This window comes from Micromonospora sp. NPDC049274 (genome assembly GCF_040678875.1).
GTDB lineage: Bacteria > Actinomycetota > Actinomycetes > Mycobacteriales > Micromonosporaceae > Micromonospora.
On sequence record NZ_JBFAQS010000003.1, the window covers coordinates 53,854 to 78,016 of the forward strand.

Annotated in this window: 23 protein-coding genes and 1 pseudogene; 18 read left to right on the plus strand and 6 right to left on the minus strand. The window is 71.5% G+C overall.

Translation table 11 applies throughout. From position 1 onward, the window contains the following. Positions 1-81: 81 nt before the first annotated feature. From AB0K10_RS06635 to AB0K10_RS06645, 3 genes are read left to right on the plus strand one after another with little or no spacing between them, the layout of a single operon-like run. Positions 82-813 carry a phosphocholine cytidylyltransferase family protein gene (locus AB0K10_RS06635; protein ID WP_266247281.1) on the plus strand — a complete coding sequence of 244 codons (732 nt, stop codon included), beginning with the start codon at positions 82-84 and terminating at the stop codon, positions 811-813. Next, a complete protein-coding gene (locus AB0K10_RS06640) occupies positions 801-1,868 on the plus strand; it encodes an iron-containing alcohol dehydrogenase family protein (RefSeq protein ID WP_363680644.1) in 1,068 nt (355 codons plus the stop codon). The genes AB0K10_RS06635 and AB0K10_RS06640 overlap by 13 nt, the downstream gene beginning before the upstream one ends. Beyond that, positions 1,843-2,565, plus strand: a complete 723-nt coding sequence (locus AB0K10_RS06645; protein WP_363680646.1) for a CDP-alcohol phosphatidyltransferase family protein — start codon at positions 1,843-1,845, stop codon at positions 2,563-2,565. Before AB0K10_RS06640 ends, AB0K10_RS06645 begins: the two co-directional genes overlap by 26 nt. A gap of 123 nt (positions 2,566-2,688) precedes the next feature. Here AB0K10_RS06645 and AB0K10_RS06650 read toward each other — a convergent pair whose 3' ends face one another. After that, positions 2,689-3,957, minus strand: a complete 1,269-nt coding sequence (locus tag AB0K10_RS06650) for a glycosyltransferase (RefSeq protein ID WP_363680648.1) — start codon at positions 3,955-3,957, stop codon at positions 2,689-2,691. Positions 3,958-4,093: 136 nt separating this feature from the next. On the opposite strand from AB0K10_RS06650, the gene AB0K10_RS06655 reads away from it, so the two are divergent. From AB0K10_RS06655 to AB0K10_RS06675, 5 genes are all read left to right on the plus strand, one after another. Beyond that, entirely contained in the window at positions 4,094-4,954 is an 861-nt protein-coding gene (locus AB0K10_RS06655; protein WP_363680650.1) for a DNA-formamidopyrimidine glycosylase family protein, read from the plus strand. A gap of 264 nt (positions 4,955-5,218) precedes the next feature. Next, positions 5,219-6,790 (plus strand): sugar transferase, encoded by a 1,572-nt coding sequence (locus tag AB0K10_RS06660; protein ID WP_363681395.1) that lies wholly within the window; start codon positions 5,219-5,221, stop codon positions 6,788-6,790. Between the two features lie 32 nt (positions 6,791-6,822). After that, complete coding sequence (locus tag AB0K10_RS06665; protein ID WP_363680652.1) at positions 6,823-8,049, plus strand: histidine kinase; 1,227 nt, start codon at positions 6,823-6,825, stop codon at positions 8,047-8,049. Beyond that, positions 8,043-8,804 carry a LytTR family DNA-binding domain-containing protein gene (locus AB0K10_RS06670; RefSeq protein WP_363681397.1) on the plus strand — a complete coding sequence of 254 codons (762 nt, stop codon included), beginning with the start codon at positions 8,043-8,045 and terminating at the stop codon, positions 8,802-8,804. Before AB0K10_RS06665 ends, AB0K10_RS06670 begins: the two co-directional genes overlap by 7 nt. 65 nt (positions 8,805-8,869) lie before the next feature. Next, entirely contained in the window at positions 8,870-9,532 is a 663-nt protein-coding gene (locus AB0K10_RS06675) for a DUF5701 family protein (protein WP_363680654.1), read from the plus strand. A 320-nt stretch (positions 9,533-9,852) separates the two neighbouring features. On the opposite strand, the pseudogene AB0K10_RS06680 reads toward AB0K10_RS06675, so the two are convergent. Next, positions 9,853-10,332 (minus strand): annotated as a pseudogene (locus tag AB0K10_RS06680) (Uma2 family endonuclease); the annotation flags it as partial. Positions 10,333-10,509: 177 nt separating this feature from the next. Here AB0K10_RS06680 and AB0K10_RS06685 point away from each other — a divergent pair. From AB0K10_RS06685 to AB0K10_RS06705, 5 genes are all read left to right on the plus strand, one after another. Beyond that, a complete protein-coding gene (locus tag AB0K10_RS06685; RefSeq protein WP_363680656.1) occupies positions 10,510-11,187 on the plus strand; it encodes a response regulator transcription factor in 678 nt (225 codons plus the stop codon). Continuing rightward, positions 11,184-12,260: a HAMP domain-containing sensor histidine kinase gene (locus AB0K10_RS06690; protein WP_363680658.1), complete on the plus strand. Its 1,077-nt coding sequence runs from the start codon at positions 11,184-11,186 to the stop codon at positions 12,258-12,260. Before AB0K10_RS06685 ends, AB0K10_RS06690 begins: the two co-directional genes overlap by 4 nt. Next, positions 12,257-13,999, plus strand: a complete 1,743-nt coding sequence (locus AB0K10_RS06695) for a DUF4173 domain-containing protein (protein WP_363680660.1) — start codon at positions 12,257-12,259, stop codon at positions 13,997-13,999. Before AB0K10_RS06690 ends, AB0K10_RS06695 begins: the two co-directional genes overlap by 4 nt. Positions 14,000-14,082: 83 nt before the next feature. Then, complete coding sequence (locus AB0K10_RS06700) at positions 14,083-14,457, plus strand: hypothetical protein (RefSeq protein ID WP_363681398.1); 375 nt, start codon at positions 14,083-14,085, stop codon at positions 14,455-14,457. Between the two features lies 1 nt (position 14,458). Next, complete coding sequence (locus tag AB0K10_RS06705) at positions 14,459-16,099, plus strand: cation acetate symporter (RefSeq protein WP_363680662.1); 1,641 nt, start codon at positions 14,459-14,461, stop codon at positions 16,097-16,099. Between the two features lie 46 nt (positions 16,100-16,145). On the opposite strand, the gene AB0K10_RS06710 is transcribed toward AB0K10_RS06705, so the two are convergent. Together AB0K10_RS06710 and AB0K10_RS06715 are read right to left on the minus strand one after the other, a co-directional pair. After that, entirely contained in the window at positions 16,146-16,499 is a 354-nt protein-coding gene (locus AB0K10_RS06710) for a hypothetical protein (RefSeq protein ID WP_363680664.1), read from the minus strand. Beyond that, positions 16,496-16,957 carry a hypothetical protein gene (locus AB0K10_RS06715; protein WP_363681400.1) on the minus strand — a complete coding sequence of 154 codons (462 nt, stop codon included), beginning with the start codon at positions 16,955-16,957 and terminating at the stop codon, positions 16,496-16,498. The genes AB0K10_RS06710 and AB0K10_RS06715 overlap by 4 nt, the downstream gene beginning before the upstream one ends. 122 nt (positions 16,958-17,079) lie before the next feature. On the opposite strand from AB0K10_RS06715, the gene AB0K10_RS06720 reads away from it, so the two are divergent. Both AB0K10_RS06720 and AB0K10_RS06725 read left to right on the plus strand, forming a co-directional pair. Next, positions 17,080-17,844 carry an ABC transporter ATP-binding protein gene (locus tag AB0K10_RS06720; protein WP_363680666.1) on the plus strand — a complete coding sequence of 255 codons (765 nt, stop codon included), beginning with the start codon at positions 17,080-17,082 and terminating at the stop codon, positions 17,842-17,844. Further along, positions 17,829-19,529: an ABC transporter permease gene (locus AB0K10_RS06725; RefSeq protein WP_363680668.1), complete on the plus strand. Its 1,701-nt coding sequence runs from the start codon at positions 17,829-17,831 to the stop codon at positions 19,527-19,529. Before AB0K10_RS06720 ends, AB0K10_RS06725 begins: the two co-directional genes overlap by 16 nt. Here the strand turns inward: AB0K10_RS06725 and AB0K10_RS06730 are convergent. Together AB0K10_RS06730 and AB0K10_RS06735 are read right to left on the minus strand one after the other, a co-directional pair. After that, the gene (locus tag AB0K10_RS06730) at positions 19,526-19,735 is read right to left on the minus strand and encodes a DUF397 domain-containing protein (RefSeq protein ID WP_363680670.1); all 210 of its coding nucleotides are present in this window, start codon (positions 19,733-19,735) and stop codon (positions 19,526-19,528) included. The genes AB0K10_RS06725 and AB0K10_RS06730 overlap by 4 nt on opposite strands. After that, a complete protein-coding gene (locus tag AB0K10_RS06735; RefSeq protein ID WP_363680672.1) occupies positions 19,732-20,517 on the minus strand; it encodes a helix-turn-helix transcriptional regulator in 786 nt (261 codons plus the stop codon). Before AB0K10_RS06735 ends, AB0K10_RS06730 begins: the two co-directional genes overlap by 4 nt. Before the next feature lie 644 nt (positions 20,518-21,161). Here AB0K10_RS06735 and AB0K10_RS06740 point away from each other — a divergent pair. The 3 genes from AB0K10_RS06740 to AB0K10_RS06750 all read left to right on the plus strand — a co-directional run bounded on the left by AB0K10_RS06740 (position 21,162) and on the right by AB0K10_RS06750 (position 24,123). Then, complete coding sequence (locus AB0K10_RS06740; RefSeq protein WP_363681402.1) at positions 21,162-21,914, plus strand: flavin reductase family protein; 753 nt, start codon at positions 21,162-21,164, stop codon at positions 21,912-21,914. 192 nt (positions 21,915-22,106) lie between these two features. Further along, positions 22,107-22,472, plus strand: coding sequence for a DUF485 domain-containing protein (locus AB0K10_RS06745; RefSeq protein ID WP_363680674.1), 366 nt, complete (start codon positions 22,107-22,109; stop codon positions 22,470-22,472). Continuing rightward, positions 22,450-24,123 carry a cation acetate symporter gene (locus AB0K10_RS06750; protein WP_363680676.1) on the plus strand — a complete coding sequence of 558 codons (1,674 nt, stop codon included), beginning with the start codon at positions 22,450-22,452 and terminating at the stop codon, positions 24,121-24,123. Before AB0K10_RS06745 ends, AB0K10_RS06750 begins: the two co-directional genes overlap by 23 nt. Positions 24,124-24,163: the final 40 nt, after the last annotated feature.

The following is a 24,163-nucleotide window of genomic DNA, read 5'->3' on the forward strand; positions in this document are numbered from 1 at the left end:
GACCCGGTTGGCCGGAGCCGCACGGCCGGCCGGCGCTATCCTCCACCGGTGACGGGGAGCAGGACGAGGGAGGATGTCGCGATGATCGGAATGGTGCTCGCGGCCGGAGCGGGACGACGGCTGCGCCCGTACACCGACACCCTGCCGAAGGCGTTGGTGCCGGTGGACGGCGAGACCACGATCCTGGACATCGCGCTGGGCAACCTCGCCGAGGTCGGGCTCACCGACATCGTGATCGTGGTGGGCTACGCGGCGGACGCGGTCCGCGAGCGGCAGGCCGACCTGGAGAAGAAGTACGGGGTCACGCTCACCCTGGTGCACAACGACAAGGCCGAGGAGTGGAACAACGCGTACTCCCTCTGGCTGGCCCGGGAGTACTTCGCGCGCGGGGTGCTGCTGGTCAACGGGGACACCGTGCACCCGGTGAGCATCGAGAAGACCCTGCTGGCCGAGCGCGGCCCGGGCATCCTGCTCGCGGTGGACACCCTCAAGCCGCTGGCCGAGGAGGAGATGAAGACCACCTTCGACGCCGCCGGCCAACTCACCCGCATCACCAAGATCATGGATCCGGGCGAGGCGTACGGGGAGTACATCGGCGCGACCCTCATCGAGCCGCAGGTCGCCGACGCCCTCGCCGACGCGCTCGAGGCGACCTGGCGGCGGGACCCGAACCTCTACTACGAGGACGGCTACCAGGAGTTCGCCGACCGGGGCGGTGAGGTGCGAGCCGCGCCGATCGGCGACGTCCCGTGGGTGGAGGTCGACAACCACGCCGACCTGGCCCGCGCGCGGGAGATCGCGTGCCTCTACTAGCTCGCAGCGTCCTCACCCCGCTGCACATCGACGTGCGACGCGGGGCGGTCGCCGACCTGGCCGCGATCCTGGTCGACGGGCGGATCTCCTCCGGCGGTGACGTGGCGGTGGTGGTCGGTCCGGGTCAGGGCGCGCAGATCGCGGAGCTGATCCGACCGTCGCTGCGCTCGGCGGACGTGTTCACCGTCTCCGGCGGGACGCTGGACGCCGCCGACGACCTGGGCGGCAAACTCCGCGCCCGGTCGTACGACGCGGTCGTGGGCATCGGCGGTGGCAAGACGATAGACGTCGCCAAGTACGCGGCGACCCGCCGAGGGCTGCCGATGGTGTCGGTGGCGACAAGCCTCGCCAACGACGGGATCGCCTCCCCGGTGGCCAGCCTGATCACCGACGGGATCAAGGGCTCCTACGGCGTGCACATCCCGATCGGGGTGATCGTCGACCTGGACTTCGTGGAGAGCGGTCCGGACCGGCACAACCGGGCCGGCATCGGCGACGTGATCAGCAACATCAGCGCGCTTGCCGACTGGGAACTGTCCCGGCGGGTACGCGGTGAGCCGGTGGACGGACTGGCCGCCTCGCTGGCCCGGGCGGGCGCCGAAGCGGTGCTCAACCACCCCGGCGACATGAGCGACGACGCGTTCGTGACCGTGCTCGCCGAGGCATTGATCTCCAGCGGCCTCGCGATGGCGGTCTGCGGCACCAGCCGCCCGTCCAGCGGCGGCTGCCACGAGATCATGCACGCGGTCGACTCGCTCTTTCCGGGGACCGCCTCGCACGGCGAGCTGGCCGGGCTGGGGGCGCTGTTCTGCACCTGGCTGCGGGGGGACCTGCGCCGCTTCGGGGAGATGTCGGCCTGCCTGGCCCGGCACGGTCTGCCCCGGCTCCCCGCCGAGGTGGGCCTCACCGACGACCAGTTCGTGGAGGCGGTGCAGTTCGCGCCGCGTACGCGACCGGACCGCTACACGATCCTCGAGCACCTGGCCCTGTCGCCTACCGAGACGCGGGAGCGGCTGGCAGACTACGCCGGTGCAATCCGCGACCAGCTTGGCTGACCCCCGTCCCACAGTCGCCGACTTCCACCGGGTGAACCGGGGCGGCGGCCTGTTCAGCGAGTCGATCAGCCAGTGGCTGGGCGCCGTCTTCGCGCTCGTCGCCCAGCGGCTCGGGCTGCGCCCCACGGCGTTGACGATCACCAACCTGGTGCTCGGCCTGGCCACCTCGGTCACCGTGGTGGCGCTCGCCGGACCGGTCGCCGACGGGGACGTACCGGCCTGGGTGGTCGGCCTGCTCGCCCTGGTCGGCTGGCAGGTCGCGTACTCCCTGGACTGCGCCGACGGGCAGCTCGCCCGGGTGACCGGCCAGGGCAGCGCGGCCGGGGCCCGGATCGACATCCTCTGCGACGTGGCCGCCCAGATCGCCCTGGTGGCCGCCCTGGCCGCCACCGCCGTGGCGCAGGAGCCGTCCACGCCGACCTGGCTGGTGGCGACCTTCGCCGGCACCTGGATGGTCAACCTGGTGACGTCGGTGATGCAGGCCGGCCCGAACGCGGCCAGCATGGTCACCTCGACCTCGCTGCCGGTACGCCTCGTGAAGCTGGTCCGCGACTACGGCGCGGTGGTCTTCGTGGCCGCCCTGGTGCTGGCCGTGGCCCCCGCCCTGGTCCTCTGGGTGCTTGTCGCGTTCACAGTCGTCAACGGCGGCTTCCTGCTGGCGAGCATCGCCTTCTCCGCCCGCGCCTCCCTGCGCTGACGCCACGCGCCCGCGCCGGGCACCGCAAGATCCAGACAACTTCCCCGAAGTTGCTGCCTCCGCGGTGCCGGAGACACCAACATCGCCGATGTTGTGCGGATCTTGCGGGCGCGTCCGGGTGGATCAGGCGTGGTTGGGGGTGTGGGTCATGCCCGCGTAGATGTCGATGAGCTGCTTGGTGACCACGTCCGGGTGGAAGGTCCGCTCGTAGCGGGCGCGGGCGGCCAGGGTCAGCCCGGCCGCGCCGGCGCGGGCCACCGGCAGGGCTGCGGCCAGCGCGGCCGGCTCCGGCGCCACCACCCAGCCGGCCTCGCCGAGGCCGATTCCGGTCGGCATGACGGGCCCGCCACTCCCGGCGACCGCCGAGGCGGTCTCGGCCGGGCCGGTGCCGGCGGGCTCGTGCGGGGCGTCCGCTCCGACGAGGTACGGAATGCCGCCCAGCGCGGTGCCGAGCACCGGCCGGCCGCTGGCCAGCGCCTCGATGATCACCGTCGGCAGCACGTCGTGCCACATCGAGGCCGCGATCACCACGGCGCTCGCCTCGACCGCGGCGCGTACGCCGGCGCGGTCGAGCTGACCGAGGTAGACCACGTCGGGTCGCTCGGCGGCGGCGGCCTCCACCAGCGGGCGCAGCTCGCCGTCACCGGCCACACGCAGCGTGCCCAGGGTGCCCACCGGGTGCCGCCGCCAGGCGTCGAGCAGCAGGTCGACGCCCTTCTCGGGCGACAGCCGGGCCATGTAGAGGAAGCCGTCACCCAGCGGCGCCGGCCGACCCGGATCGGGTACGGCATTCGGCTTCACGACGATCCGATCGTCCGGAATGCCGTAGTCGCGCAGGTGATCGGCGATGGCCGTGGTGAGCGCGATGTAGCGGTCCACCGAGCGCCAGGTGCCGCGGTGCACGGCCAGGGTGGTCGCCATCAGCGCGCTCTGCGCCGCCGAGTCGCGGTAGCAGCGGTGCTTGATCGCCGGCACGCCCAGCGCCCGACCCTTGCAGTCCTGGCAGATCACCCCGTCGCGGAAGTAGATCCCCGACGAGCAGACCTGCCGGTAGTTGTGCACCGTCTGCACCACAGGCACGCCGTGCCGGTGCGCGGTCCGCACCACCCAGGGCGAAATCAGGGGGTACGGGTTGTGCAGGTGCAGGACGTCCGGTCGGTGCTCGGTGAGCAGCCGGCCCAGGTCCTGCTGAGCGCGTGGCGCCCAGATCGGCGAGATCGGCAGCAGCGCCTTGGCCGCCTTCGACATCGACGGGATCTCGTCCGAGCTGCGGATGAAGGGCAGCACGTCGACGCCGGCAGTGGTGAGCTGAGCGATCTCCGAGTCGACGATCGTGTTCTCGCCGGAGGGCTGAGCTTCCCGGTACCGATTGTGCGCCACCACGATTCTCAACGAGCTCGCCTTTCGTTCGCGGCTGTGCCGACTGTTGCTCGCGACTGCGGGGCTCGCAAGCTCACTCCTCGCGCTCGCGGCAGGGACTCGCAAGCTCATTCCTCGCGCTCACCGGAAAGAAGGCTACCGTTGACTGGTGCCCGAACTACCGGAGGTTGAGGCGCTCGCGGGTTACCTGCGGCAGCGCGCGGTGGGGCGGCGTGTCGACCGGCTGGAGATCGCCGCGATCAGCGCCCTGAAGACGTACGACCCGGCACCCGCCGCGGTCGCCGGCCGGGCGGTGGTCGACGCCCGGCGGCACGGGAAGTTCCTCGACGTGGTCGTCGAGGGTGATCTGCATCTCGTGGTGCACCTGGCCCGGGCGGGCTGGCTGCACTACCGGGAGGCGTTTGGATCCACGACGCCGCTGCGGCCCGGCAAGGGTCCGATCGCGGTACGCGTCCGCCTCGACGACGGCTCGGGCTTCGACCTCACCGAGGCCGGCACCCAGAAGAAGCTGGCCGCGTACCTGGTCGCCGACCCGGCGACGGTCCCCGGGGTGGCCAAGCTGGGCCCGGACGCATTCGCCGCCGACCTGCCCACCTTCGTCGAGCGTCTGCGCAGTCGGCGCGGGCAGGTCAAGGGGGTGTTGACCGACCAGTCGGTGCTGTCCGGGGTGGGCAACGCGTACTCCGACGAGATCCTGCACGCCGCGAAGCTGTCCCCGTTCGCGATCACCGATCGGCTCACGGACGCCCAGCTCGCCACCCTGCACGCGGCGACGCGGCAGGTGCTCGGTGACGCGGTCGAGCGGTCCCTCGGCCAGCGTGCCGCCGAGCTGAAGGGTGAGAAGCGGTCCGGGTTGAAGGTGCACGCCCGCACCGGGCTGCCCTGCCCGGTCTGCGGGGACACCGTGCGCGAGGTGTCGTTCGCCGATTCGAGCCTTCAGTACTGCGCGACGTGCCAGACGGGCGGCAAGCCGCTCGCTGACCGACGGTTGTCACGACTTGTACGGTGAGTAATTGCACTCGGCGACTACGGAGCGGAATCAGCCAGAGTAAGCCGAAGCTCCCGTCCACCGTTCTCGCCACACGCGCATCCATCGGTATAGTGGCCCGGTCCCCGGCTTCTGAAATGGTGCGGAGCCGGCCAGATCCCTCCGGCACCATCGGTCGCCAATCTCCTTCGGGGCGACGACCGGTCGGAGCCCGCGTGGGAGACTGGGACGGTGGGCGACCCGGGCCCTCACTCCGAGTGAGCGGCCCGTGTCATGCGGGAGGACATGGGTGAGGTGACGGCAAGCCTCCAGCGCCCGGTATCCAACGAAGGCCGGAGCAGACTCGTGCGGCACGTCGACAGCTTCGAGATCCAGCCGCCGACGCCGCCGTCGCACAACGGCGTCCCTCGGTCGGCGTGGGCCAGGGCGCGACGCCGTGTCTCCCGCTGGCACCGCCCCTATACGGCGATCCTGCTCGTGCTCGACTTCGGCGCGGCGGCGTTCGCCAGTTGGATCGCGATCCAACTGTTCGACCAGGCCACCTCGGGCTTCTCCGGCTCGCACACCGATCTCACCTGGTTCCACACGATCTCCTACCTGCTCCTCCCACTCGGCTGGGTGGTCATCCTCTGGAGCAACCGGGCGTACGACCGGCGCTACCTGGGGCTGGGGCCGGACGAGTTCAAGCGGGTGATCCGGGGCGCGGTGACAGTCACCGCCAGTGTCTCGTTCCTGGCCTTCTCCACCAAGACGGCGCCGTCGCGTTGGACTGTCGGCACGGCGCTGCTCGGGGGGCTGCTGCTGATCCTCTGGGGTCGGTTCGTGGCCCGTTGGGCGCTGCACTACATCCGCCGACGCGCCGGCCAGGCCGCGCACCGGATGGTGCTGGTGGGCACCCTGCCGGAGTGCCTGGAGGTCTACGCGGCGGTCACCCGCAGCCCGAATGCCGGGTTGATACCTGTCGCGATCCACATCACCGACGGGTACGCGGCGGCCCGTGGAGTGCCGACCCCGGTACCGGTGCACGCCGGCCGCGACGTCCTGGCGCTGGTCCGCGAGGTCGGTGGGGACACCATCGCGGTCTGCGGGTCGGCCAGCGCGGAGCCGGGCGAGTTGCGCCGGCTGGCCTGGCAGCTCGAAGGCTCCGGCGTCGACCTGGTGGTCGCCCCGCAGTTGACCGACATCGCCGGCCCCCGGGTGCACATCCGGCCGATCGAGGGCCTGCCGCTGCTGTACGTCGAGGAGCCCACCCTCTCCGGGCCGGCGCTGCTCGCCAAGAACCTGATGGACCGGGTCGCCGCCGGCCTCGGCCTCCTGCTGCTGGTCCCGCTCTTCCTCGCCATCGCTGTGGCGATCCGGATCTCCGACCCCGGGCCGGTCTTCTTCCGTCAGCCCCGGGTGGGCCACGAGGGGCGCACCTTCCGGGTGTGGAAGTTCCGGACCATGTACGTCGACGCCGAGGACCGGCTGGCCAGCCTCACCGACCAGAACGAGACCGACGGCATGCTGTTCAAGATGAAGGAGGACCCTCGGGTCTTCCCGGTGGGTCGCTTCCTGCGGGCCTCCTCGCTGGACGAGCTGCCACAGTTGATCAACGTGCTCTGGGGTGAGATGTCGCTGGTCGGGCCGCGCCCGCTGCCCGCCGACGACGGTGACTTCCTCGGTGACGTGCGCCGCCGACTGCTGGTCCGTCCCGGCATGACCGGTCTCTGGCAGGTCTCCGGCCGCTCCGACCTGTCCTGGGACGAGGCGGTCCGACTGGACCTCTACTACGTCGACAACTGGTCGCTGGCGTACGACCTGAGCATCCTCTGGCGCACCGTCGGGGTCGTGCTCGCCCGCAAGGGCGCGTACTAGCGCGGAGGGCCACGAGCCGTCAGGATCGCTGCGTGAGTGGCAACCTCTCCGCCGTCGTCGGCGTCGTCTCGCTGGTCACCGCGCTGACCGCGGCCCTGCTGGCGGTGCTGCGGCTGCGCGCCCGGCGCGGCATCGCCACCGCCACCCAACGGGCCACCTACGAGGTGCTGCACACCGCCGGGCTTGCCGCCGAGCCGCTGCGGGCGGGGCTGAGCGCGGCGGGCGCGGCGAAGGCCGTACGCCATCTGCGAGCCCTGGTGGGTGCGGCCGGACTGGCGCTCACCGACGCCGACCAGGTGCTCGCCCTGGACGGGCGTGGCACGCACCACGGCGAGCAACTGCTCGCGGCGGCCCAGCGGTCGGTGGCGACCGGGCGTTCGACTGTGCTCGGCGAGTCCGAGCTGCACTGCGACCGCGTCGACTGCCCGGTCCGGGGTGCGGTGGTCGCGCCACTGCACGGCGCGGACGCCCGGGTGGTCGGGGCACTGGTGGCGATCGCCGACAGCGCGCCGGCGCCCGGGCTGGTGCAGGCCACCCTGGAGACGGCGCACTGGGCGGGCAACCAGCTCGCCCTGGCCGAGCTGGACTCGTCGCGGGAGCGGCTGGCGCGGGCGGAGATCCGGGCGTTGCGGGCGCAGATCAGCCCGCACTTCATCTACAACGCGTTGACCGCGATCGGTTCGTTCGTCCGCACCGACCCGGAGCGGGCCCGGGAGTTGATCCTGGAGTTCGCGGAGTTCACCAGGTACTCCTTCCGGGCGCACGGGGAGTTCACCACGCTGGCCGAGGAGCTGCGGTCGATCGACAGGTACCTGACGATCGAGCGGGCCCGGTTCGGCGACCGGTTGCAGGTACGGCTGCAGATCGCCCCGGAGGTGCTGCCGGTGACGCTTCCCTTCCTCTGCCTTCAGCCGCTGGTGGAGAACGCGGTCCGCCACGGGTTGTCCCGCAAGCCGGGCACGGGCATGGTGAGCATCGAGGCCCGGGACGCGGGTGCCGAATGCCACATCACGGTGGAGGACGACGGGGTGGGAATGGATCCGACCACGCTGACCGCCGGCATCGCCGAGCTGGCCCGCAGCACCGGTGACCCGGGGGACGACCAGGGCCAGCACGTCGGCCTCTCCAACGTCGACGAGCGGCTGCGGTCGGTCTTCGGGGATCGCTTCGGCCTGGTCGTCGAGACCGGGCTCGGCTCGGGCACCAGGGTGAGCGTGCGGGTGCCGAAGTTCCACCCGGGCGTACGGGCCGGATCGTGACCACCGGTTTCCTCCGCGTACTGGCGGTGGACGACGAGCCGCCCGCGCTCGACGAGTTGGCGTACCACCTGCGGGCCGACCCCCGGGTGGCCCGCCTGCACACCGCCGGGGACGCCACCGAGGCGCTGCGGTTGCTGCGCGACGGCGACGTGGACGTCGTCTTCCTGGACATCCGGATGCCCGGCCTGGACGGCATGGAGCTGGCCCGGGTGCTGCGCCGGTTCGCCCGGCCGCCCGCGATCGTGTTCGTCACCGCGTACGACGACGGCGCGGTGGACGCGTTCGACCTGGGCGCCACGGACTACGTGCGCAAACCGGTACGTGCCGAACGGCTGGCCGAGTCGCTGCGGCGGGTGATCGGCTCGCGGGTGGTGCCGTCGCATCCGGCGGCGGTGGCCCGGGCGGAGGAGGACCCGACCATCCCGATCGAGTTGGCCGGTACGACGCGGATGCTGCCCCGCTCGGCGGTGCGCTGGGTGGAGGCGCAGGGGGACTACGCCCGGTTGCACACCGCCGAGGGGTCGCACCTGGTGCGGGTCTCGCTGGCCACGCTCGCCGAGCGGTGGGCGGATGCCGGTTTCGTGCGGGTGCACCGGTCGTACCTGGTGCAGTTGAAGTTGATCGCGGAGCTGCGCCTGGTGAACTCCGGGTACGTGGTGGTGGTCGACTCCACCGAGCTGCCGGTGAGCCGGCGGCACACCCGGGAGTTGAAGGACAAGCTGGTCCGGGCCGCGAAACAGGATTGGAGTCGCTGAGGCGGGAATGCCCTTCACCCTCCCGTACGTTGTACGATAGTCCATACGACTATCGGGAGGCTGCCGTGCACGAGACTCCGTTCGACGCCGGGACCGAGTTCGACCGCCAACTCGACCACCTGGTCCGACTGGGCTATCCGGCCCTGGCCGGGATGCCCGAGAGCACCTTCCGCGACCTGGTCGCCCCGCTGCGGGCCCGCGCGGTCGACGGCGCCGCCGGCCTGGCCGCACCCACCGACGCCCGCGTGCCGTTCCTGCTGGTCATCACGCGGGACCTCATCGGGGTGGAGCCCCGGCTCACACTCACCACCCTGGCCGGCAAGCGCAAGCCCGGCTTCCTCGACCGGCACTACGCCGAGGACGACCTGCCGCGCTTCGACCCGATCAAGGAACTGGAGGTGCCCGCCGGTCCGGCGTACCTCCTCTTCGACGTCGACCGCGGCGAGGAGTTCCGCAACCTCGCCCCCGCCGCGGCGATGGAGGGCATGACCGCCCAGGATCGGCTGCCGCTCACCATCGACGAGGGGCTCGCCCTCATCACGCTCCACCCGGCCGCGCTGGCCAGCAACAGGTGTTTCTCCCTGGTCGGCTCCCGCTGCGGTGACAAGCGGGTGCCGGCCCTGTGGATCAGCCAGGGCGCGCCGAAGTTGGGCTGGTGCTGGTACGGCAATCCGCACACCTGGCTCGGCTCCGCCTCGGCCCATCCGGTACGCGTGGGCCTGGACTGACCACTGCCGGTCCATCGGGGACAGTCGTCCGGTCAGGCAGTTCCACAGCCATCGTTGCTGAGTCGACGTCTCGGTGCTGACCGGTCACCCAGGCGTCGGAGTTCAGGGCGCCAGCACCGACGAGCACGGCGTCTACACCCTTGAGCGGCTCGGCCCGTACACCGTGCCGACCAGCTGACGGGTCGACGTAGCGGGGCCGGTGGCGCTGCCACCGGCCCCGTGCCACGCCCGCCGGTACCGGTCAGAAGATGTCGGCCAGCGGCAGGACCAGGGGGAACGGCTCGTCGGCGCGGTAGATCTCGCCGACCGGGAGGAGCGCCTGTTCGCGGTAGCCGCCCTGGGGTGTTCGCGAGCACCGTCAACGTCTGTTTTCGGGGCTCCACCAGCCAGTAGAGGCCGATGCCTGCGGCCGCGTACTCGTGGCGTTTGAGCACCAGGTCACGGCCGGCGTTGCTCGGCGAGATCACCTCGACGACGAGGAGCACATCGCGCGGGTCGAGCGCGGCGCCGCCGCTGGCCAGCGCCCTCTCCCGAGCGACGAAGAGATCCGGCACGAAGTACGAGGAGCGCTTGGCGCTCACCCCGATGTCCTGACCGACGAGCAGGCCGGCGGGGGCCTGCCGATCGAGGATCCGACGGAGGCGGTTCGCGACCGCGCCGTGGAAGACGTCCGCATGGGGGGACACGAGCAGGCTCCCGTCGAAGATCTCGTAAACCTGGTCGTCCTCGGGAAGATCCTGGAGGTCGTCCACCGTCCAGGCGTCGCCCCAGCCGGGCCGGGCAGGGTTGGTCACCGTCACACCTCCTCTCTACCGGACCACCCTGACAGCTTGCTCGGTCGTCCACAACGAGGCTCGGAGGTTCACCGAGGCCAGCAGCCGTGGCCGTCGGGTTATCCACAGGGGTGAACCGTTCTCCACAGGTTATTCACAATGCCACCCACTGATCTCCACGGTGGCTCCCTACAGTCAGACCCCATGAAGGAACGCCGGGTCCTGGTCGTCGAGGACGAACGCACCATCGCCGAGTCGGTCGCCGCCCGACTCCGCGCCGAAGGTTTCGCCGTGGAGATCGCCACGGACGGCCCCAGCGCGGTCGAGCGATTCCGGACCGGACAACCGGACCTCGTCGTCCTCGATGTGATGCTGCCCGGCTTCGACGGCCTGGAGGTGTGCCGGCGGATCCAGGCGGTCCGGCCGGTGCCGGTGCTGATGCTCACGGCCCGTGACGACGAGACCGATCTGCTGGTCGGGCTCGCCGTCGGCGCGGACGACTACCTCACCAAGCCCTTCTCGATGCGGGAGCTGGCCGCCCGCGTACACGTGCTGCTGCGCCGGATGGAACGGGCCCCGACCCCCGCGCCACCCGCCATCCGCCTCGGCGACATCGAGATCAACGAGGCCGAGCGGCGGGTTCGGCGCTCCGGCGCCGACGTGCACCTCACTCCTACCGAGTTCGACCTCCTGATCCACCTCGCCGGACGGCCCCGCACGGTGCTGCCCCGGGAGCGGCTGCTCGCCGACGTCTGGGGCTGGCCCGAGGGCACCGGCACCCGCACCGTGGACAGCCACGTCAAGGCCCTGCGACGCAAGCTCGGCGCCGATCTCATTCGGACCGTGCACGGCGTCGGGTACGCCCTGGAGGTATCCGCGTGACCACCCACCGACTGGTGGACTGGCTGGACCGGGTGCTGCCCCGCCCGCTGGACCCCGTTCGCTCGATCAAGATGAAGCTCGGCGTCCTGCTGGTCGCCTCCTGGGCCGTGGCCATCGGCTACTTCTGGTACGGCATCGGTTGGCTCCCGCCAGGCACGGCGATCACCGTCATCTGCATCGCGCTTGTCACCTCGCAGGTGCTCGCCCACGGGATGACCTCACCGCTGCGCGAGATGACGGCGGCCGCCGGGGCGATGGCCCGCGGCGACTACACCCGTCGGGTACGCGCCACCTCCCGCGACGAGGTGGGTGAGCTGGCCCAGGCGTTCAACAAGATGGCCGAGGATCTGCACGCGGCGGACCAGCGCCGACGCGAACTGATCGCCAACGTCTCCCACGAACTGCGGACGCCGATCACCGCGTTGCAGGGCGTACTGGAGAACATGGTGGACGGGGTGGCCGAGCCGGAGCCCGCGGCCCTGCGCGCGGCGCTGTCCCAGACCGAACGGCTCGGGCATCTCGTCGCCGACCTGCTCGACCTGTCCCGTCTCGACGCCGGGGTGGTGCCGCTGCGTCGGGTCCGCATCGACGTCGCGGACTTCCTGGACGAGGTGGTCGAGCATGCCACCGCCAGCGCCGCCGGGGCGGGGCTGGACGTGGACTTCCAGCTCCGTGACCTGGCGGCACCGCTGACCGTACGCGCGGACCCGTGGCGGCTGCACCAGGTGTTCGCGAACCTGCTGGACAACGCGGCGCGGCACAGTCCACCAGGCGGCACGGTCCGGCTGAGCGCCGAGGAACACGGCGGCGAACTCCGCTTCGAGGTGAGCGACGAGGGTCAGGGCATCCCGACTGCCGAGCGTTCCCGGGTGTTCGAGCGGTTCACCCGCGGCGAGCGGGCGGCCGGTGGTGGTACCGGCCTGGGCCTGGCCATCGCCCGCTGGGTCGTCGAACTCCACGGCGGTCGGATCGGGGTCCTCGACCCGGTCGCAGCTGCGAGGAACTCCCAGCCCGGTTGCCGTATCCGGGTCACCATCCCGAGTAACGGGCCACACCGAGAAGAGGCCGCATGACCAGCCCTGGCAGCATGTCCGCACCGGCGACGGGACCGGCCGGACCGCAGCCCACCCTGTCCGGCCAGGTCGGTCAGCCCCGGCCCGGTCCCGGCCCGACGCTCCCGCCGACGGCCGGCCAGCCGCACCCGTGGCCGTCCCAGTCCGTACCACCTCGGCCCCCGTCGCTACTTGCGCAGCGCTGGCCGGGGCCCACCGGCAGCCCTCATCCGCTGCTCCTGGGCGTGCTGAGCGCGGCGGCGGTCGTCGGCGCCTCGGCGCTGTCGGTGGTCCGTCCCGGACTGGGCTGGCTGGTCGCCGCGCTGGCGGCCACCGCAGCGCTCGCCACCGCCGGTGTCGTCCGGTCCGGCACGTCGTCCCCCGCGACTGACCTGACCGAACGCACCGCACCCGCCGCGCCGACCCCGACCGCTGCGCCGGCTCCGCCAGAGGCCGCGACCACCGTTCGTCCCGGTGCCACGGGGGCACCGGGGCGAGCGGCCCAGGTCGTCTGGGCTGCCGCTACCGTCGCGCTGGTCGCCGTCGGCACGGTCCGGGCCGCAGGGTGGCTCTTCGTCCTCTGCCTGCTCGCCGCCGCGGTCACCGCGACGCTCGCGGTGACCGGTGGGCGGACCCCGCTCGGGATGCTGCTGGCCGCGACGCTGCCGCCGGCCGCGACGGTCCGAGCGCTCCCCTGGGCGGTACGCGGGCTGCACCGCACCCGCTCGTCCGGTCCCCGGATCGGGCGGATCGTGACCAGCCTCGCGATCTCGGTCGGTCTGCTGACGCTGTTCGGCCTGCTGTTTGCCTCCGCCGACGCGGTCTTCGCCGACCTCCTGGCGGGTCTCCTGCCGGACATCTCGCCGAACGGTGTGGTCGGCTGGTCGACACGCCTGGGACTGATCGGTCTGGGCCTGCTCGGCGGCGCGTACCTGATCACCCGGCCGCCCGATCTGGACAGCCTGCGGGCGAAGCCGGGCCGACCGGTGCACCGGTTGGAGTGGGCCCTGCCGCTGGTGCTGCTCGACGCCCTGTTCGCCGCCTTCGTGCTGGTGCAGTTGACCGTGTTCTTCGGCGGCGCGGGGCACGTGTTGCGCACGGCCGGGCTCACCTACGCCGAGTACGCCCGGGGCGGGTTCTGGCAATTGCTCGCCGTCACCGCGCTCACTCTGCTGGTGATCGCGGTGGCGGCCCGCCGGGCGCCGAAGGCCACCCGGGCCGACCGGTTGCTGGTCCGGGCGCTGCTCGGTGTGCTCACGGCACTCAGCCTGGTCGTCGTCGCCTCCTCGCTGTACCGCATGCAGGTCTACGCCGACGCGTACGGGGCGACGCGCCTGCGGCTCTTCGTGGCGACCGTCGAGCTGTCGCTCGGAGTGCTCTTCGTCCTGGTCGGCGTGGCCGTGGCGCGGCTCCGGGCCGACTGGCTGCCCCGACTGGTGATCGGCACCGCGGTGCTGGCGCTGCTGGGGTTGGCAGTGGTCAACCCGGACCGGCTGATCGCGGACCGGAACGTCGACAGGTACCTCGACAGCGGCCGCCTCGACATCACCTACCTTTCCGGGCTGTCGGCCGACGCCGTACCGGCCCTGGCCCGGCTGCCCGAGCCCATGCGGACGTGCGCGCTACGGGAGATCGCCTTCGAGCTGCCCGAGGACGGCTTCTGGGCGATGAACCTGGGCCGGGAACGCGCCTGGTCGGTCCTGCGCGAGACCCGGGTGACCAGCAGCACGACGGACTGCGTCGCGCAGGTGCGCTGGTGAGCGGGAACGCTTGACAATCGCGCTGGGCGGGCAAGACTGCCGGGGTGGCCGAGCAACTGTCTGACGTGGGGTCGGGCGCTGCGGTGCCGCCGCCCCGGCGGGCCCGGATCGTGTTGGCCGACATCACCCGGCGGGACACCCGCTCCGAGCGGACCCGCGCCGAGCTGGCCCAGCAGACCCAGGTCGGCGAGGCGCTGGTCCGCGGCCTGGTCCGGGCGCAGCTCGCGTTGGCGTTGCGGCTGTCGCTGGTGGTCGTCATCGGGCTGGGCGGGCTGCCCTGGTTGTTCGCCATCGCACCGTCGCTCGGTCGGACCACAGTGGCCGGCGTCAACCTGCCCTGGCTGCTGCTCGGACTGGTCTCGTTCCCGTTCCTGATCGCGGTGGGCTGGGCGTACGTGCGGCTGGCCGAGCGCAACGAGCAGGACTTCACCGACCTGGTGCAGCGGCCGGAGCGCTGACGTGGGCAACGACTGGGTGGTTCCGGCCATCGTCGCGGTCACCCTGGTCACCGTCGGGATCGGCTTCTACGGACTGCGACTCGCCCGGACCACGTCCGACTTCCTGGTGGCGTCCCGGGCGATCAGTCCGACCTGGAACGCCGCGGCCATCGGCGGGGAGTACCTGTCGGCCGCGAGCTTCCTCGGCATCGCCGGCCTGGTCCTCAAGTACGGCGTGGACGTCCTCTGGTATCCGGTCGGATTCGCCGCCGGCTACCTGGCCCTGCTGCTGTTCGTGGCCGCGCCGCTGCGCCGGTCCGGCGCGTTCACGCTGCCCGACTTCTGCGAGCTGCGGCTGGGGTCCCGCCGCCTGCGCATCCTCGCCACGGCTTTTGTGATCTTCATCGGCTGGCTCTATCTGGTGCCGCAGTTGCAGGGCGCCGGGCTCACGCTGGCCACGGTGGCCGGCTCCCCGTACCCCGTGGGTGCCCTTCTGGTGGCGGCGGTGGTCACCGCGAACGTGGCGCTCGGCGGGATGCGGGCGATCACCTTCGTCCAGGCGTTCCAGTACTGGCTCAAGTTGACGGCTCTCGCCGTACCGGTGATCTTCCTGGCGTTGCAGTGGCAGGCCGACGGCCGCCCGGCGGTGACGCCGCCCGACGGGCCGACGTTCCGGGCCGCGACCACAGTCGTGGTCGAGCACCGCGCGACACTCACCCTGCCCGACGGCGACATCCGAGAGGTACGCCCCGGCGACGAGCTGTCCTTCGCGGCCGGTGACCCGGTGCCGGAAGTGTCCGGGGTGGCGACCGACGCGGGGGACTGGTTGCTGCCCAGCGCGGCCGGCGACGACGATCGGGGGCTGTTCGGGACGTACTCGCTGATCCTGGCCACGTTCCTCGGCACGATGGGCCTGCCGCACGTGCTGGTCCGCTTCTACACCAATCCCGACGGCGCGGCGGCGCGCCGGACGACACTTGTGGTGCTGGCCCTTGTCGGTGTCTTCTACCTGCTGCCCACCCTGTACGGGGTGTTGGGCCGGATCTACACACCGCAACTGCTCGTCAGCGGGCAGACCGACGCGGTGGTGGTGCTGCTGCCCGGTGCGGCCCTGGGTGACGGGCTGGTCGGGCGGCTGCTCGCCGCGCTTGTCGCGGCGGGAGCGTTCGCGGCCTTCCTCTCCACCTCGTCGGGGCTGCTGACCAGCGTCGCCGGGGTCATCTCGACGGATGTGCTCGGCCGGGGCTCGGTACGCGGCTTCCGGCTGGCCACCCTCATCGCCGGGGGTGTGCCGACGGTGCTGGCCCTGCACGTCTCCGGGTTGGACGTCTCACAGGTGGTCGGGTTGGCCTTCGCGGTCGCCGCGTCGAGCTTCTGCCCGCTGCTGGTGCTCGGCATCTGGTGGCGCGGGCTGACCGACCTGGGTGCCGCCGCCGGTGTGCTGGCCGGCGGCGGGGCGGCGATCGGCGCGGTGCTGGTGACGGTGCTCGGCCCTCCGCTGTCCGGCTGGCCGGCCACGCTCATCGCGCAGCCTGCCGCCTGGACGGTGCCCCTTGCCTTCACGGTGATGGTCGCCGTGTCCATGGCCACCCGTCGCCGGGCGCCGGCCGACGTCGCCGCCATCATGCTGCGCCTGCACACCCCCGAAGCGCTACGCCTCTGAGCCAGCGCCGTCCGGCACCCCTACCAGGGCTCTGACTGCTTGTGGATCAGTCGGTCGCCCGGGGGTGACCCGTGCCGGCGTGTTTGATCCAGCAGGTGCGGGTGTCGTGGTCGGGGAGATACCAGACGCGACCGCCTGCAGTGACCTCGTACTGCCACTGCGGCAGCGTCTTGCCGTTGTGCGCGGCGTTGGCGAGGGAACCTTTGAGGGGGTGTTGCCTGCTGGTCGGTGGGGAGGGGCAGGGGTCGGATTCGATGGCTTCGAACGCGGCGCGGGTGTTGGCCGCGGCCTGCCGGCACAGTTCCTCCCAGCCTTTGGCCGCATCGTTCGTCGCGAATCGGAGGATGTAGTTACCAGGGCGGGGTGGCGGCGCTGCCCGGTCGCCGCGCTTGGCGCTCACTCGGCGGTCGGGCGGGGCACCGCCCCGAAGTCGTCGGAACTGGGTGCGGCCAGGACCCGGTGCAGGTCGGGGTCGGCATGGATCTCGGCGGTGTGCCGCCACTCGGTGAGCAACTGCGACACCGCAGCGGTATTTCCGACCGCCGCAGCCGCCTCTGCCGTCGAAACGAATTCGTTGGCCATCTGCTCGCGGTCTTCGGGTGGCAGGAACCGCACCCACGGCAGCACGGTCGGTAGCGCCTCGCGCACCAGGGTCGGATCCCGGCGAACGACGCTGGCCAGCAGCCGTGCCGTCAGGTCCACCACCTCACCCTCGGCGGCCGCCCGGTCGGCAGACATCAGCACGAGATCAGCGGCGTCGCGGCGTCGTAGTCGCACCGCGCGAGCGCGGGAGAGCCGCTCGGCCGTCTCGGCGGGCTGACGCAGCAGCTCCGAGAACGGCACGGATTCCAGGGGCATCGACACGACATCAACACTACTTCAGAAGTCGCGGTAGTGCGACGAAGTACGACTTCAGGATGATCGCGCGTCCGTCCGTTGCCGGAGGGCGGAACTGGCGGGCGGCGGATAACGTTCGGTCCATGACTGGTGAGCACCCCGCGCTCGCGCTGCGTGGCCTCGCGAAGCGGTTCGACGGCACGATCGCGGTGGCCGGCGTCGATCTGGACGTACCTGCCGGCTCCTTCTACGGTCTGCTCGGCCCGAACGGCGCCGGCAAGACCACCACCCTGTCGATGGCGGTCGGGCTGTTGCGACCGGATGCCGGCTCGGCGTGGGTGCTCGGCCAGGACGTCTGGCGCGATCCGGTGGCGGCCAAACGGCTGCTCGGCGTGATGCCCGACGGGGTACGCCTGTTCGACCGGTTGACCGGCGCGGAGCTGCTGGCGTACCACGGGTTGTTGCGGGGCATGGACCCGGCGGTGGTCGACCAGCGGGCCGCGGAGCTGCTTGACGTGTTGGCGCTCGGCGACGCCGGCCGGACGCTCGTGGTGGACTACTCGGCGGGCATGAAGAAGAAGATCGGCCTGGCCTGCGCGTTGCTGCACGGCCCAAGGGTGCTGGTGCTGGACGAGCCGTTCGAGGCGGTCGACCCGGTGTCGGCGGCACTGATCCGCGACATCCTGACCCGGTACGCGGCCGGCGGCGGCACGGTGGTCTTCTCCAGTCACGTGATGGAGGTCGTGGAGCGCCTGTGCTCGCACGTGGCGATCCTCGCCCAGGGCGCCATCAAGCGGGTCGGCACGATCGCCGACGTCCGGGGCGGCCGTTCTCTGGAGCAGGTCTTCGTCGAGGTGGTCGGCGGGCGCACCGCGACCGGGGACGAGCTGTCATGGCTGTCCCGGTGAACGTCGCCGCCGCGCCCGCAGGCCCGGCGCGGACGGTCTCCGCCCGGCACTTCGTGCGGCTCAAGCTGCGGGTGATGGGCAACAACTTCCGGGGCCAGGGCTGGCGGATCGCGCTGTTCATCGGCGGCGCGCTGGTCGGCCTCTGGTTCGCGGCCAGCGGCTTCTTCCTCTTCGCCGCGCCCGGCATGTCGGGCAACGGCCGGTACGCGGTGCTGGTCGCGGCCGCCGGCGGTGGCCTGCTGGTGCTCGGCTGGCTGCTGCTGCCCCTGGTCTTCTTCGGCGTGGACGAGACACTGGACCCGGCCCGGTTCGCGCTGTTGCCGCTGCCGCGCCGCACGCTTGTCGTCGGCCTGTTCGCCGCCGCGCTGGTAAGCGTGCCGGTGCTCGCGGCGTCGCTCGCCGTGCTGGGCTTGGTGGTGACCGCCTGGTCGTTGGGCGGTTGGTCCGCCGGCCTGGTGGCAGTGGTCGGCGTACTCGCCGGGTTGTTGCTCTGCGTGGCCGCCAGCCGGGCCGTTACCAGCGCGTTCGCCAGCATGCTGCGGTCCCGCCGAGTGCGGGACCTGGCGGCCGTGCTGCTGGCGGTGGCCGCCGCGCTGCTCGGGCCGTTGCAGGTCTTCGGCCTGGCGGCGCTGCGCGAGACGGACTGGACCCGGCTGACCGGGGTCGCGACGGTGATCGGGTGGACGCCGTTCGGGGCACCGTGGACGGCAGGCATCGACGTGGCGCAGGGACGGGTGTGGGCCGCCCCGGTGAAGCTGCTGATCACGGTGGTGGCGGTCGTCGCCCTGCTGGCCTGGTGGTCCCGGTCGCTGGAATCGGCGATGGTGGGCACGGCCAGCAGGGGCAAGGCCCCCGCGCAGCGCGGCGTCACCGGCGGGGCCGTTGCCCAACTGTTTCCCCGGGCGGCCAACTGGGCCCGGCGGGACCGGTTCGGCGCGCTTGTCGCCCTGCAGGCCCGCTACTGGTGGCGGGACGCCCGCCGCCGCGCCAACCTGATCACGATCGCGGTGGTGGGCATCTTCATTCCGGTGCTGTTCAACGGCGGCTTGAGCTTCACATCGGGGGACGAGCAGGGCTTCAACATGGGTGCCGGCGACAGCTCACCGACGCTTGTCACCCTCTCCATGATCTTCGTCGGCGTGCTCGCCTCGGTCACGCTGGCCAACCAGTTCGGCTTCGACGGCAGCGCCTACGCCGCGAACGTCGTGGCCGGTGTTCCCGGGCGGGTCGAGCTGCGCGCACGGATGACAGCATTTTCGCTGTACGTCCTACCGATGCTTGCCTTCGTCGCGGTGCTGCTGTCGGTGCTGCTCGGTCGGCCGGGCTGGATCGGGTTGACCGCCGGCAGCCTGGCTGCCACCTACGGCGCCGGGCTGGCGGTGAACAGCTTCGTCTCGGTGCTCGCGGCGTACGCGCTGCCGGAGACGAGCAACCCGTTCGCCATGAACGGCGGCGCGGGCGTGGCGAAGGGCCTGCTCACCGTGCTGTCCATGGGCACCACGGCAGTCGCCGCGGTGCCGATGGTGCTGGCCGCCGCGCTGCTCGGTGACGCCTGGCTGTGGCTGGCGCTGCCGGTCGGTGTCGCGTACGGGCTGGGCGCGGCGTTGCTCGGCGCGTACCTGGCCGGCGACGTGCTCGACCGTCGTCAGCCGGAACTGCTGGCCACGGTCACCCCGCGTCGCTAACCGGCGTTTCGGCCCTGGGCGGTCTGGGCGGCCTCTGCGACGAAGTCACGCCAGGCGGCCGGAGCAAAGGTGAGCGTCGGACCGGAGCGATCCTTGCTGTCCCGCACCAGCACGACGCCGGGCAGATTGTCAGCCACCTCGACGCAGTTGCCGCCGGAGTCGGTCGACCGGGTGGACGTGCGCCAGCCTGGCTCGCTCATCGTCATTGCGTCACCTTCAGCTTCCGGATCAGATCCAGCGAGGCGCTGGTGGAGAGTGCTTCGCCGAGCAGGCTATCCCACTTGCGATCGATCAAGGCGATCATCTCGGGGTCGTCCATGACGTGTCCCCGAACGGCATTCTCCAGGTAAAGCGCCCTGTCCCTGTCCGGCAGATCGGCGAGCACGAAGCCACCGCCGAGGCCGACGTGCTCACCCACCGCAAGCGGAATGACGTGCAGCCGGACGAACGGCAGGGCCGCTACCTCCTGCAGTCGACCGAGTTGGGAATCGAGCACGGCGGGACCGCCCACGGGTCGACGAAGGCCCGTCTCGTCCAGCAGGAAGACGCAGTGCGGCGGGACCTCGCGGGCCAGCAGCTTCTGACGCTCCAGCCGGACCGCGACAAGCTCGTCGACCATGTTCGGCGCGTGCAGCCCTCCCGCCGAGATGACGGCACTGGCATACGCCTCGGTCTGGAGCAGCCCGGGGACCAGACACGCCTCGAAGGCGCGCAAGCGCAGGGCTCGCTGCTCGTATTCGCGCCACTGCGCGAACCAGGACGGGCCGTGTTCCTGGTCAGCCGCCCTGAGGAGTTCGGTGAGGAGGCCGCCGGTGGCGAGGGCTTCGTCCGCGGCGACGGCGAACTCCATGGTCGGCCGGCGTCGTCCGGTCTCGATGGCTGCCACCGTGGACGGACTCCACTTGATCACAGTCGCCAGTGCTTCCTGGGAGACCTCGGCACCGGCGCGGGCGGCCTTCAACGCCCGTACCCACATCTCGATGTTCATCCTTACCTTCCCGGTAAGTACGCGACTGCGCTGCGTAGTAAGCCCTGGAATCCTCCCCTGCCCAGGGCCGGGAGTCCAGGGTGGAGGACGCGCGGCCCGGCCGGTGGAGGCGACGTCCCGGCGGTCGGTCCTGCGTCGGGCCGCCCCGGTCATCCCCCGAGCGGGGCGGCCCTCGTCGACTGGGAGGGATCGCTCATGGTCGGGTTCGTCCGCGCCGGGATCGGGGCGCGGTGGTCGTACCGCAGGAGGAAGGCCGCGGTGCCGACGACCGTGCCGGGCGGGCCACCGACGTGGGCGAAGCGGCCCGCGGTGGCCGTGCCGCGACCAGGCCGGGCCGGTTCGACCCCCGGTGACGACCGGGCGTGCGGCGACCGGGCGGGCGCGCGGCGACCGGTGATGAGCGCGAGGCCGACGGACGGCGGCCGGACCCGCGCGGGCCGAGTCGCGGCGTGTCGCTCGCGAGAGCCGGACACCACAGCGAGCGGTATGACTCAGAGGTATAAATATGACTGGGAGTCATACCCCTCATCAGCGCATTGCCAGCCGGCCGAACCGCGCGAGGGCCAGCCGGCCGAACCGCGCGAGGGCCAGCCAGCCAGACCTGCGGCCGCCGGGGAGCGCTGGTGAGCCGGCCGCACGTGCCGATGCGGCCACTGTGGCGGTGTCGGGGCTGCGGCGCGCTCTGGCCGTGCCAACCGGCGCGGCTGGCGCTGCTCGCCGACTACCGGCACGACCGCACCGCGCTGCTGTTCTACCTGGGCACTCTGATGGCGGAGGCGGGCGACCAGCTTGCCCGGCTCAACGGGCGACCCGCCGACCTGCACGAGCGCTTCCTGGGTTGGGCGCGGGGTCGGGGCGGCACAATGTTTCACGTGAATCATGAGCCGGGTGCCGAGATCCACCACACCGATCCGTTCGCGGTGCCGACCGGGCAGCGGTCGCCGGTCCGCCGGCTGCGGGGTCGGCTCGCCGCGCCGGTGACCCTCTGGACGGCGCCCGGCCCGGCGGGCCTGACCGTGTCGTCCACCCTGATCGCCGAGGGCGAGCCGGACCGGCTGCTCGGGCTGATCGACGCGGAGTCCGATCTGTGGGGCGCCGTCGAGGAGGCGGGCCGGTTCGCGGTCGCGCCGCTCGGCCCGCCGCACCGCCAGCTCGCCGACCGGTTCGCCGGCCTCTTTCCCGCGCCGGGTGGGCTGTTCGCCAGCGGCACGTGGACCGAAACCCCCTACGGTCCGGTGCCGACCGATGCCGGCGGCTGGGTGGGCTGCCGGCTGGACACCGCCCGGGAGTACGGCTGGGGTCTGCTCGTGGAGGCCACCATCGAGGCGGTCGACCTGGCCGAGGAGGCCACGCCGCTGCTGCACTACCGGGGGCGTTACCACGAGCTGCCGGGCTGACGGGGCTGGCGGGCTGCGAAGCGGACTGACCGGCCCGACCGGTCACCGGGGTGACCTGGGTCACTCGGCGCAGCCAGTCAACCGCTCGGCGCACTCGACGACCGGCGTCGATCTCGGCCTTCCCCGTCGGGGAGCGTGCTCTCTACGGTGCGCGGAACTACCCCCGACGCCTGTGAAGGTGGTGATCCACAGATGTCCACGGACACACCCACGCCTACCGCTTCCCAGCCGGACAAGTACCTGGCCGTGCAACGGTCGGACGAGTTCGCCGGGCTACGGCGCGCGCTACGCGGCTTCGTCTTCCCGATGACCGTCGCGTTCTTCCTGTGGTACGCGCTCTACGTCATCCTCTGCGCCTACGCCCGGGACTTCATGGGCACGAAGCTGTTCGACAGCAACATCAATGTCGCGCTGGTCTTCGGCCTGCTCCAGTTCGTCTCCACGTTCCTGATCGCGTGGCTCTACGCCCGGTACGCGGACCGGAAGATCGACCCGGTCGCTGACCGGATCCGCGCCGAGATCGGGGAGGTGACCCATGAACACGGTCCTCGCGGCTGAAGCAGGCAACCACACCGCCCGCAACCTGACCATCACGCTGTTCCTGGTCTTCGTGGCGGTGACCCTGGCCATCACCATCTGGGCCAGCCGGCAGACCAAGACGGCCACCGACTTCTACGCGGGCGGTCGGTCCTTCTCCGGATTCCAGAACGGCATGGCGATCGGCGGCGACTACATGTCGGCCGCCTCGTTCCTCGGCATCGCCGGCATCATCGCCCTCTACGGCTACGACGGCTTCCTCTACTCGATCGGCTTCCTGGTCGCCTGGCTGGTGGCGCTGCTGCTCGTCGCGGAACTGCTGCGCAACTCCGGCCGGTACACGATGGCCGACGTGCTGGCCTTCCGGATGCGTCAGCGGCCGGTGCGGACGGCGGCGGCGGTCTCCACCATCACAGTGTCGATCTTCTACCTGCTGGCACAGATGGTGGGCGCCGGCGCGCTTGTCGCGCTGCTGCTCGGCATCAAGCCGGGGACGACCTTCCTCGGCATGGACGCGGGCACCGCCAAGGTGGCGACCATCATCATGGTCGGCGCCCTGATGATCATCTACGTGACCGTGGGTGGCATGAAGGGCACCACCTACGTGCAGATCGTCAAGGCGTTCCTGCTGATGACCGGCGCGCTGCTGATGACCATCCTGGTGCTGGCGAAGTTCCACTTCAACCTGTCGGAGCTGCTCGGCGCCGCTGCCGCCCGCTCCGGCAAGGGAGACGCCGTCCTGAGTCCGGGTCTGCGCTACGGCGTGGAGGTCGCCGGGAACGCCACGCAGACGTTCTACAACAAGATGGACCTGCTCTCGCTCGGCATCGCCCTGGTGCTCGGCACGGCGGGCCTGCCGCACATCCTGATCCGCTTCTACACGGTGCCGACCGCCAAGGCGGCCCGCAAGAGCGTGCTCTGGGCGATCGGCATCATCGGCACCTTCTACCTGCTCACCCTGGCCCTCGGCTTCGGTGCGGCGGCGCTGGTGGGCAGCGAGGCGATCACCGCGCAGGACAAGGCCGGCAACACCGCAGCACCACAGCTGGCCGAGGCGCTCGGCATCAGCTTCTTCGGCGGTGACCTCGGAGGCGCGGCCCTGCTGGCGGTCATCGCGGCGGTCGCCTTCGCCACCATCCTGGCGGTGGTCGCCGGGTTGACCCTGGCCTCCTCGTCCAGCCTGGCGCACGACTTCTACGCGAACGTCCTGAAGAGGGGGGAGACGTCGGAGCGCCAGGAGGTGCGGGTCGCCCGGATCTCCGCCCTGGTGATCGGCGCGATCTCGATCCTGTTGTCGATCTACGCGCAGAACCTCAACGTGGCGTTCCTCGTGGCGTTGGCCTTCGCGGTCGCCGCCTCGGGCAACCTGCCGGCGATCCTCTACAGCCTGTTCTGGCGGCGGTTCAACACCTCCGGCGCGGTGTGGGCGATCTACGGCGGTCTGCTCTCGGCCGTACTGCTGGTGTTCTTCTCGCCGGTGGTCTCGGGCGCGGCGACCTCGATGTTCCCGAAGCACGACTGGCAGTGGTTCCCGCTGTCCAACCCGGGCATCCTCTCCATCCCGTTCGGCTTCCTCTGCGGATGGATCGGAACGCTCATCTCCAAGGAGAACGACGAGGCGAAGTACGCCGAGCTGGAGGTGCGCGCCCTCACCGGTTCCGGCGCCCACTGACCCGCGGCACGGGCCCCCTGTCGACGCCACGCGCCGGCAG

What these genes read in the sequence shown, in the direction of transcription:
- AB0K10_RS06635 (WP_266247281.1), top strand. Translation starts at nt 82, where the DNA reads ATGATCGGAATGGTGCTCGCGGCCGGAGCGGGACGACGGCTGCGCCCG.
- AB0K10_RS06660 (WP_363681395.1), top strand. Translation starts at nt 5,219, where the DNA reads ATGGGTGAGGTGACGGCAAGCCTCCAGCGCCCGGTATCCAACGAAGGC.
- AB0K10_RS06685 (WP_363680656.1), top strand. Translation starts at nt 10,510, where the DNA reads ATGAAGGAACGCCGGGTCCTGGTCGTCGAGGACGAACGCACCATCGCC.
- AB0K10_RS06695 (WP_363680660.1), top strand. Translation starts at nt 12,257, where the DNA reads ATGACCAGCCCTGGCAGCATGTCCGCACCGGCGACGGGACCGGCCGGA.
- AB0K10_RS06715 (WP_363681400.1), bottom strand. Translation starts at nt 16,957, where the DNA reads ATGCCCCTGGAATCCGTGCCGTTCTCGGAGCTGCTGCGTCAGCCCGCC.
- AB0K10_RS06720 (WP_363680666.1), top strand. Translation starts at nt 17,080, where the DNA reads ATGACTGGTGAGCACCCCGCGCTCGCGCTGCGTGGCCTCGCGAAGCGG.
- AB0K10_RS06725 (WP_363680668.1), top strand. Translation starts at nt 17,829, where the DNA reads ATGGCTGTCCCGGTGAACGTCGCCGCCGCGCCCGCAGGCCCGGCGCGG.
- AB0K10_RS06730 (WP_363680670.1), bottom strand. Translation starts at nt 19,735, where the DNA reads ATGACGATGAGCGAGCCAGGCTGGCGCACGTCCACCCGGTCGACCGAC.
- AB0K10_RS06735 (WP_363680672.1), bottom strand. Translation starts at nt 20,517, where the DNA reads ATGAACATCGAGATGTGGGTACGGGCGTTGAAGGCCGCCCGCGCCGGT.
- AB0K10_RS06740 (WP_363681402.1), top strand. Translation starts at nt 21,162, where the DNA reads ATGCGGCCACTGTGGCGGTGTCGGGGCTGCGGCGCGCTCTGGCCGTGC.
- AB0K10_RS06745 (WP_363680674.1), top strand. Translation starts at nt 22,107, where the DNA reads ATGTCCACGGACACACCCACGCCTACCGCTTCCCAGCCGGACAAGTAC.
- AB0K10_RS06750 (WP_363680676.1), top strand. Translation starts at nt 22,450, where the DNA reads ATGAACACGGTCCTCGCGGCTGAAGCAGGCAACCACACCGCCCGCAAC.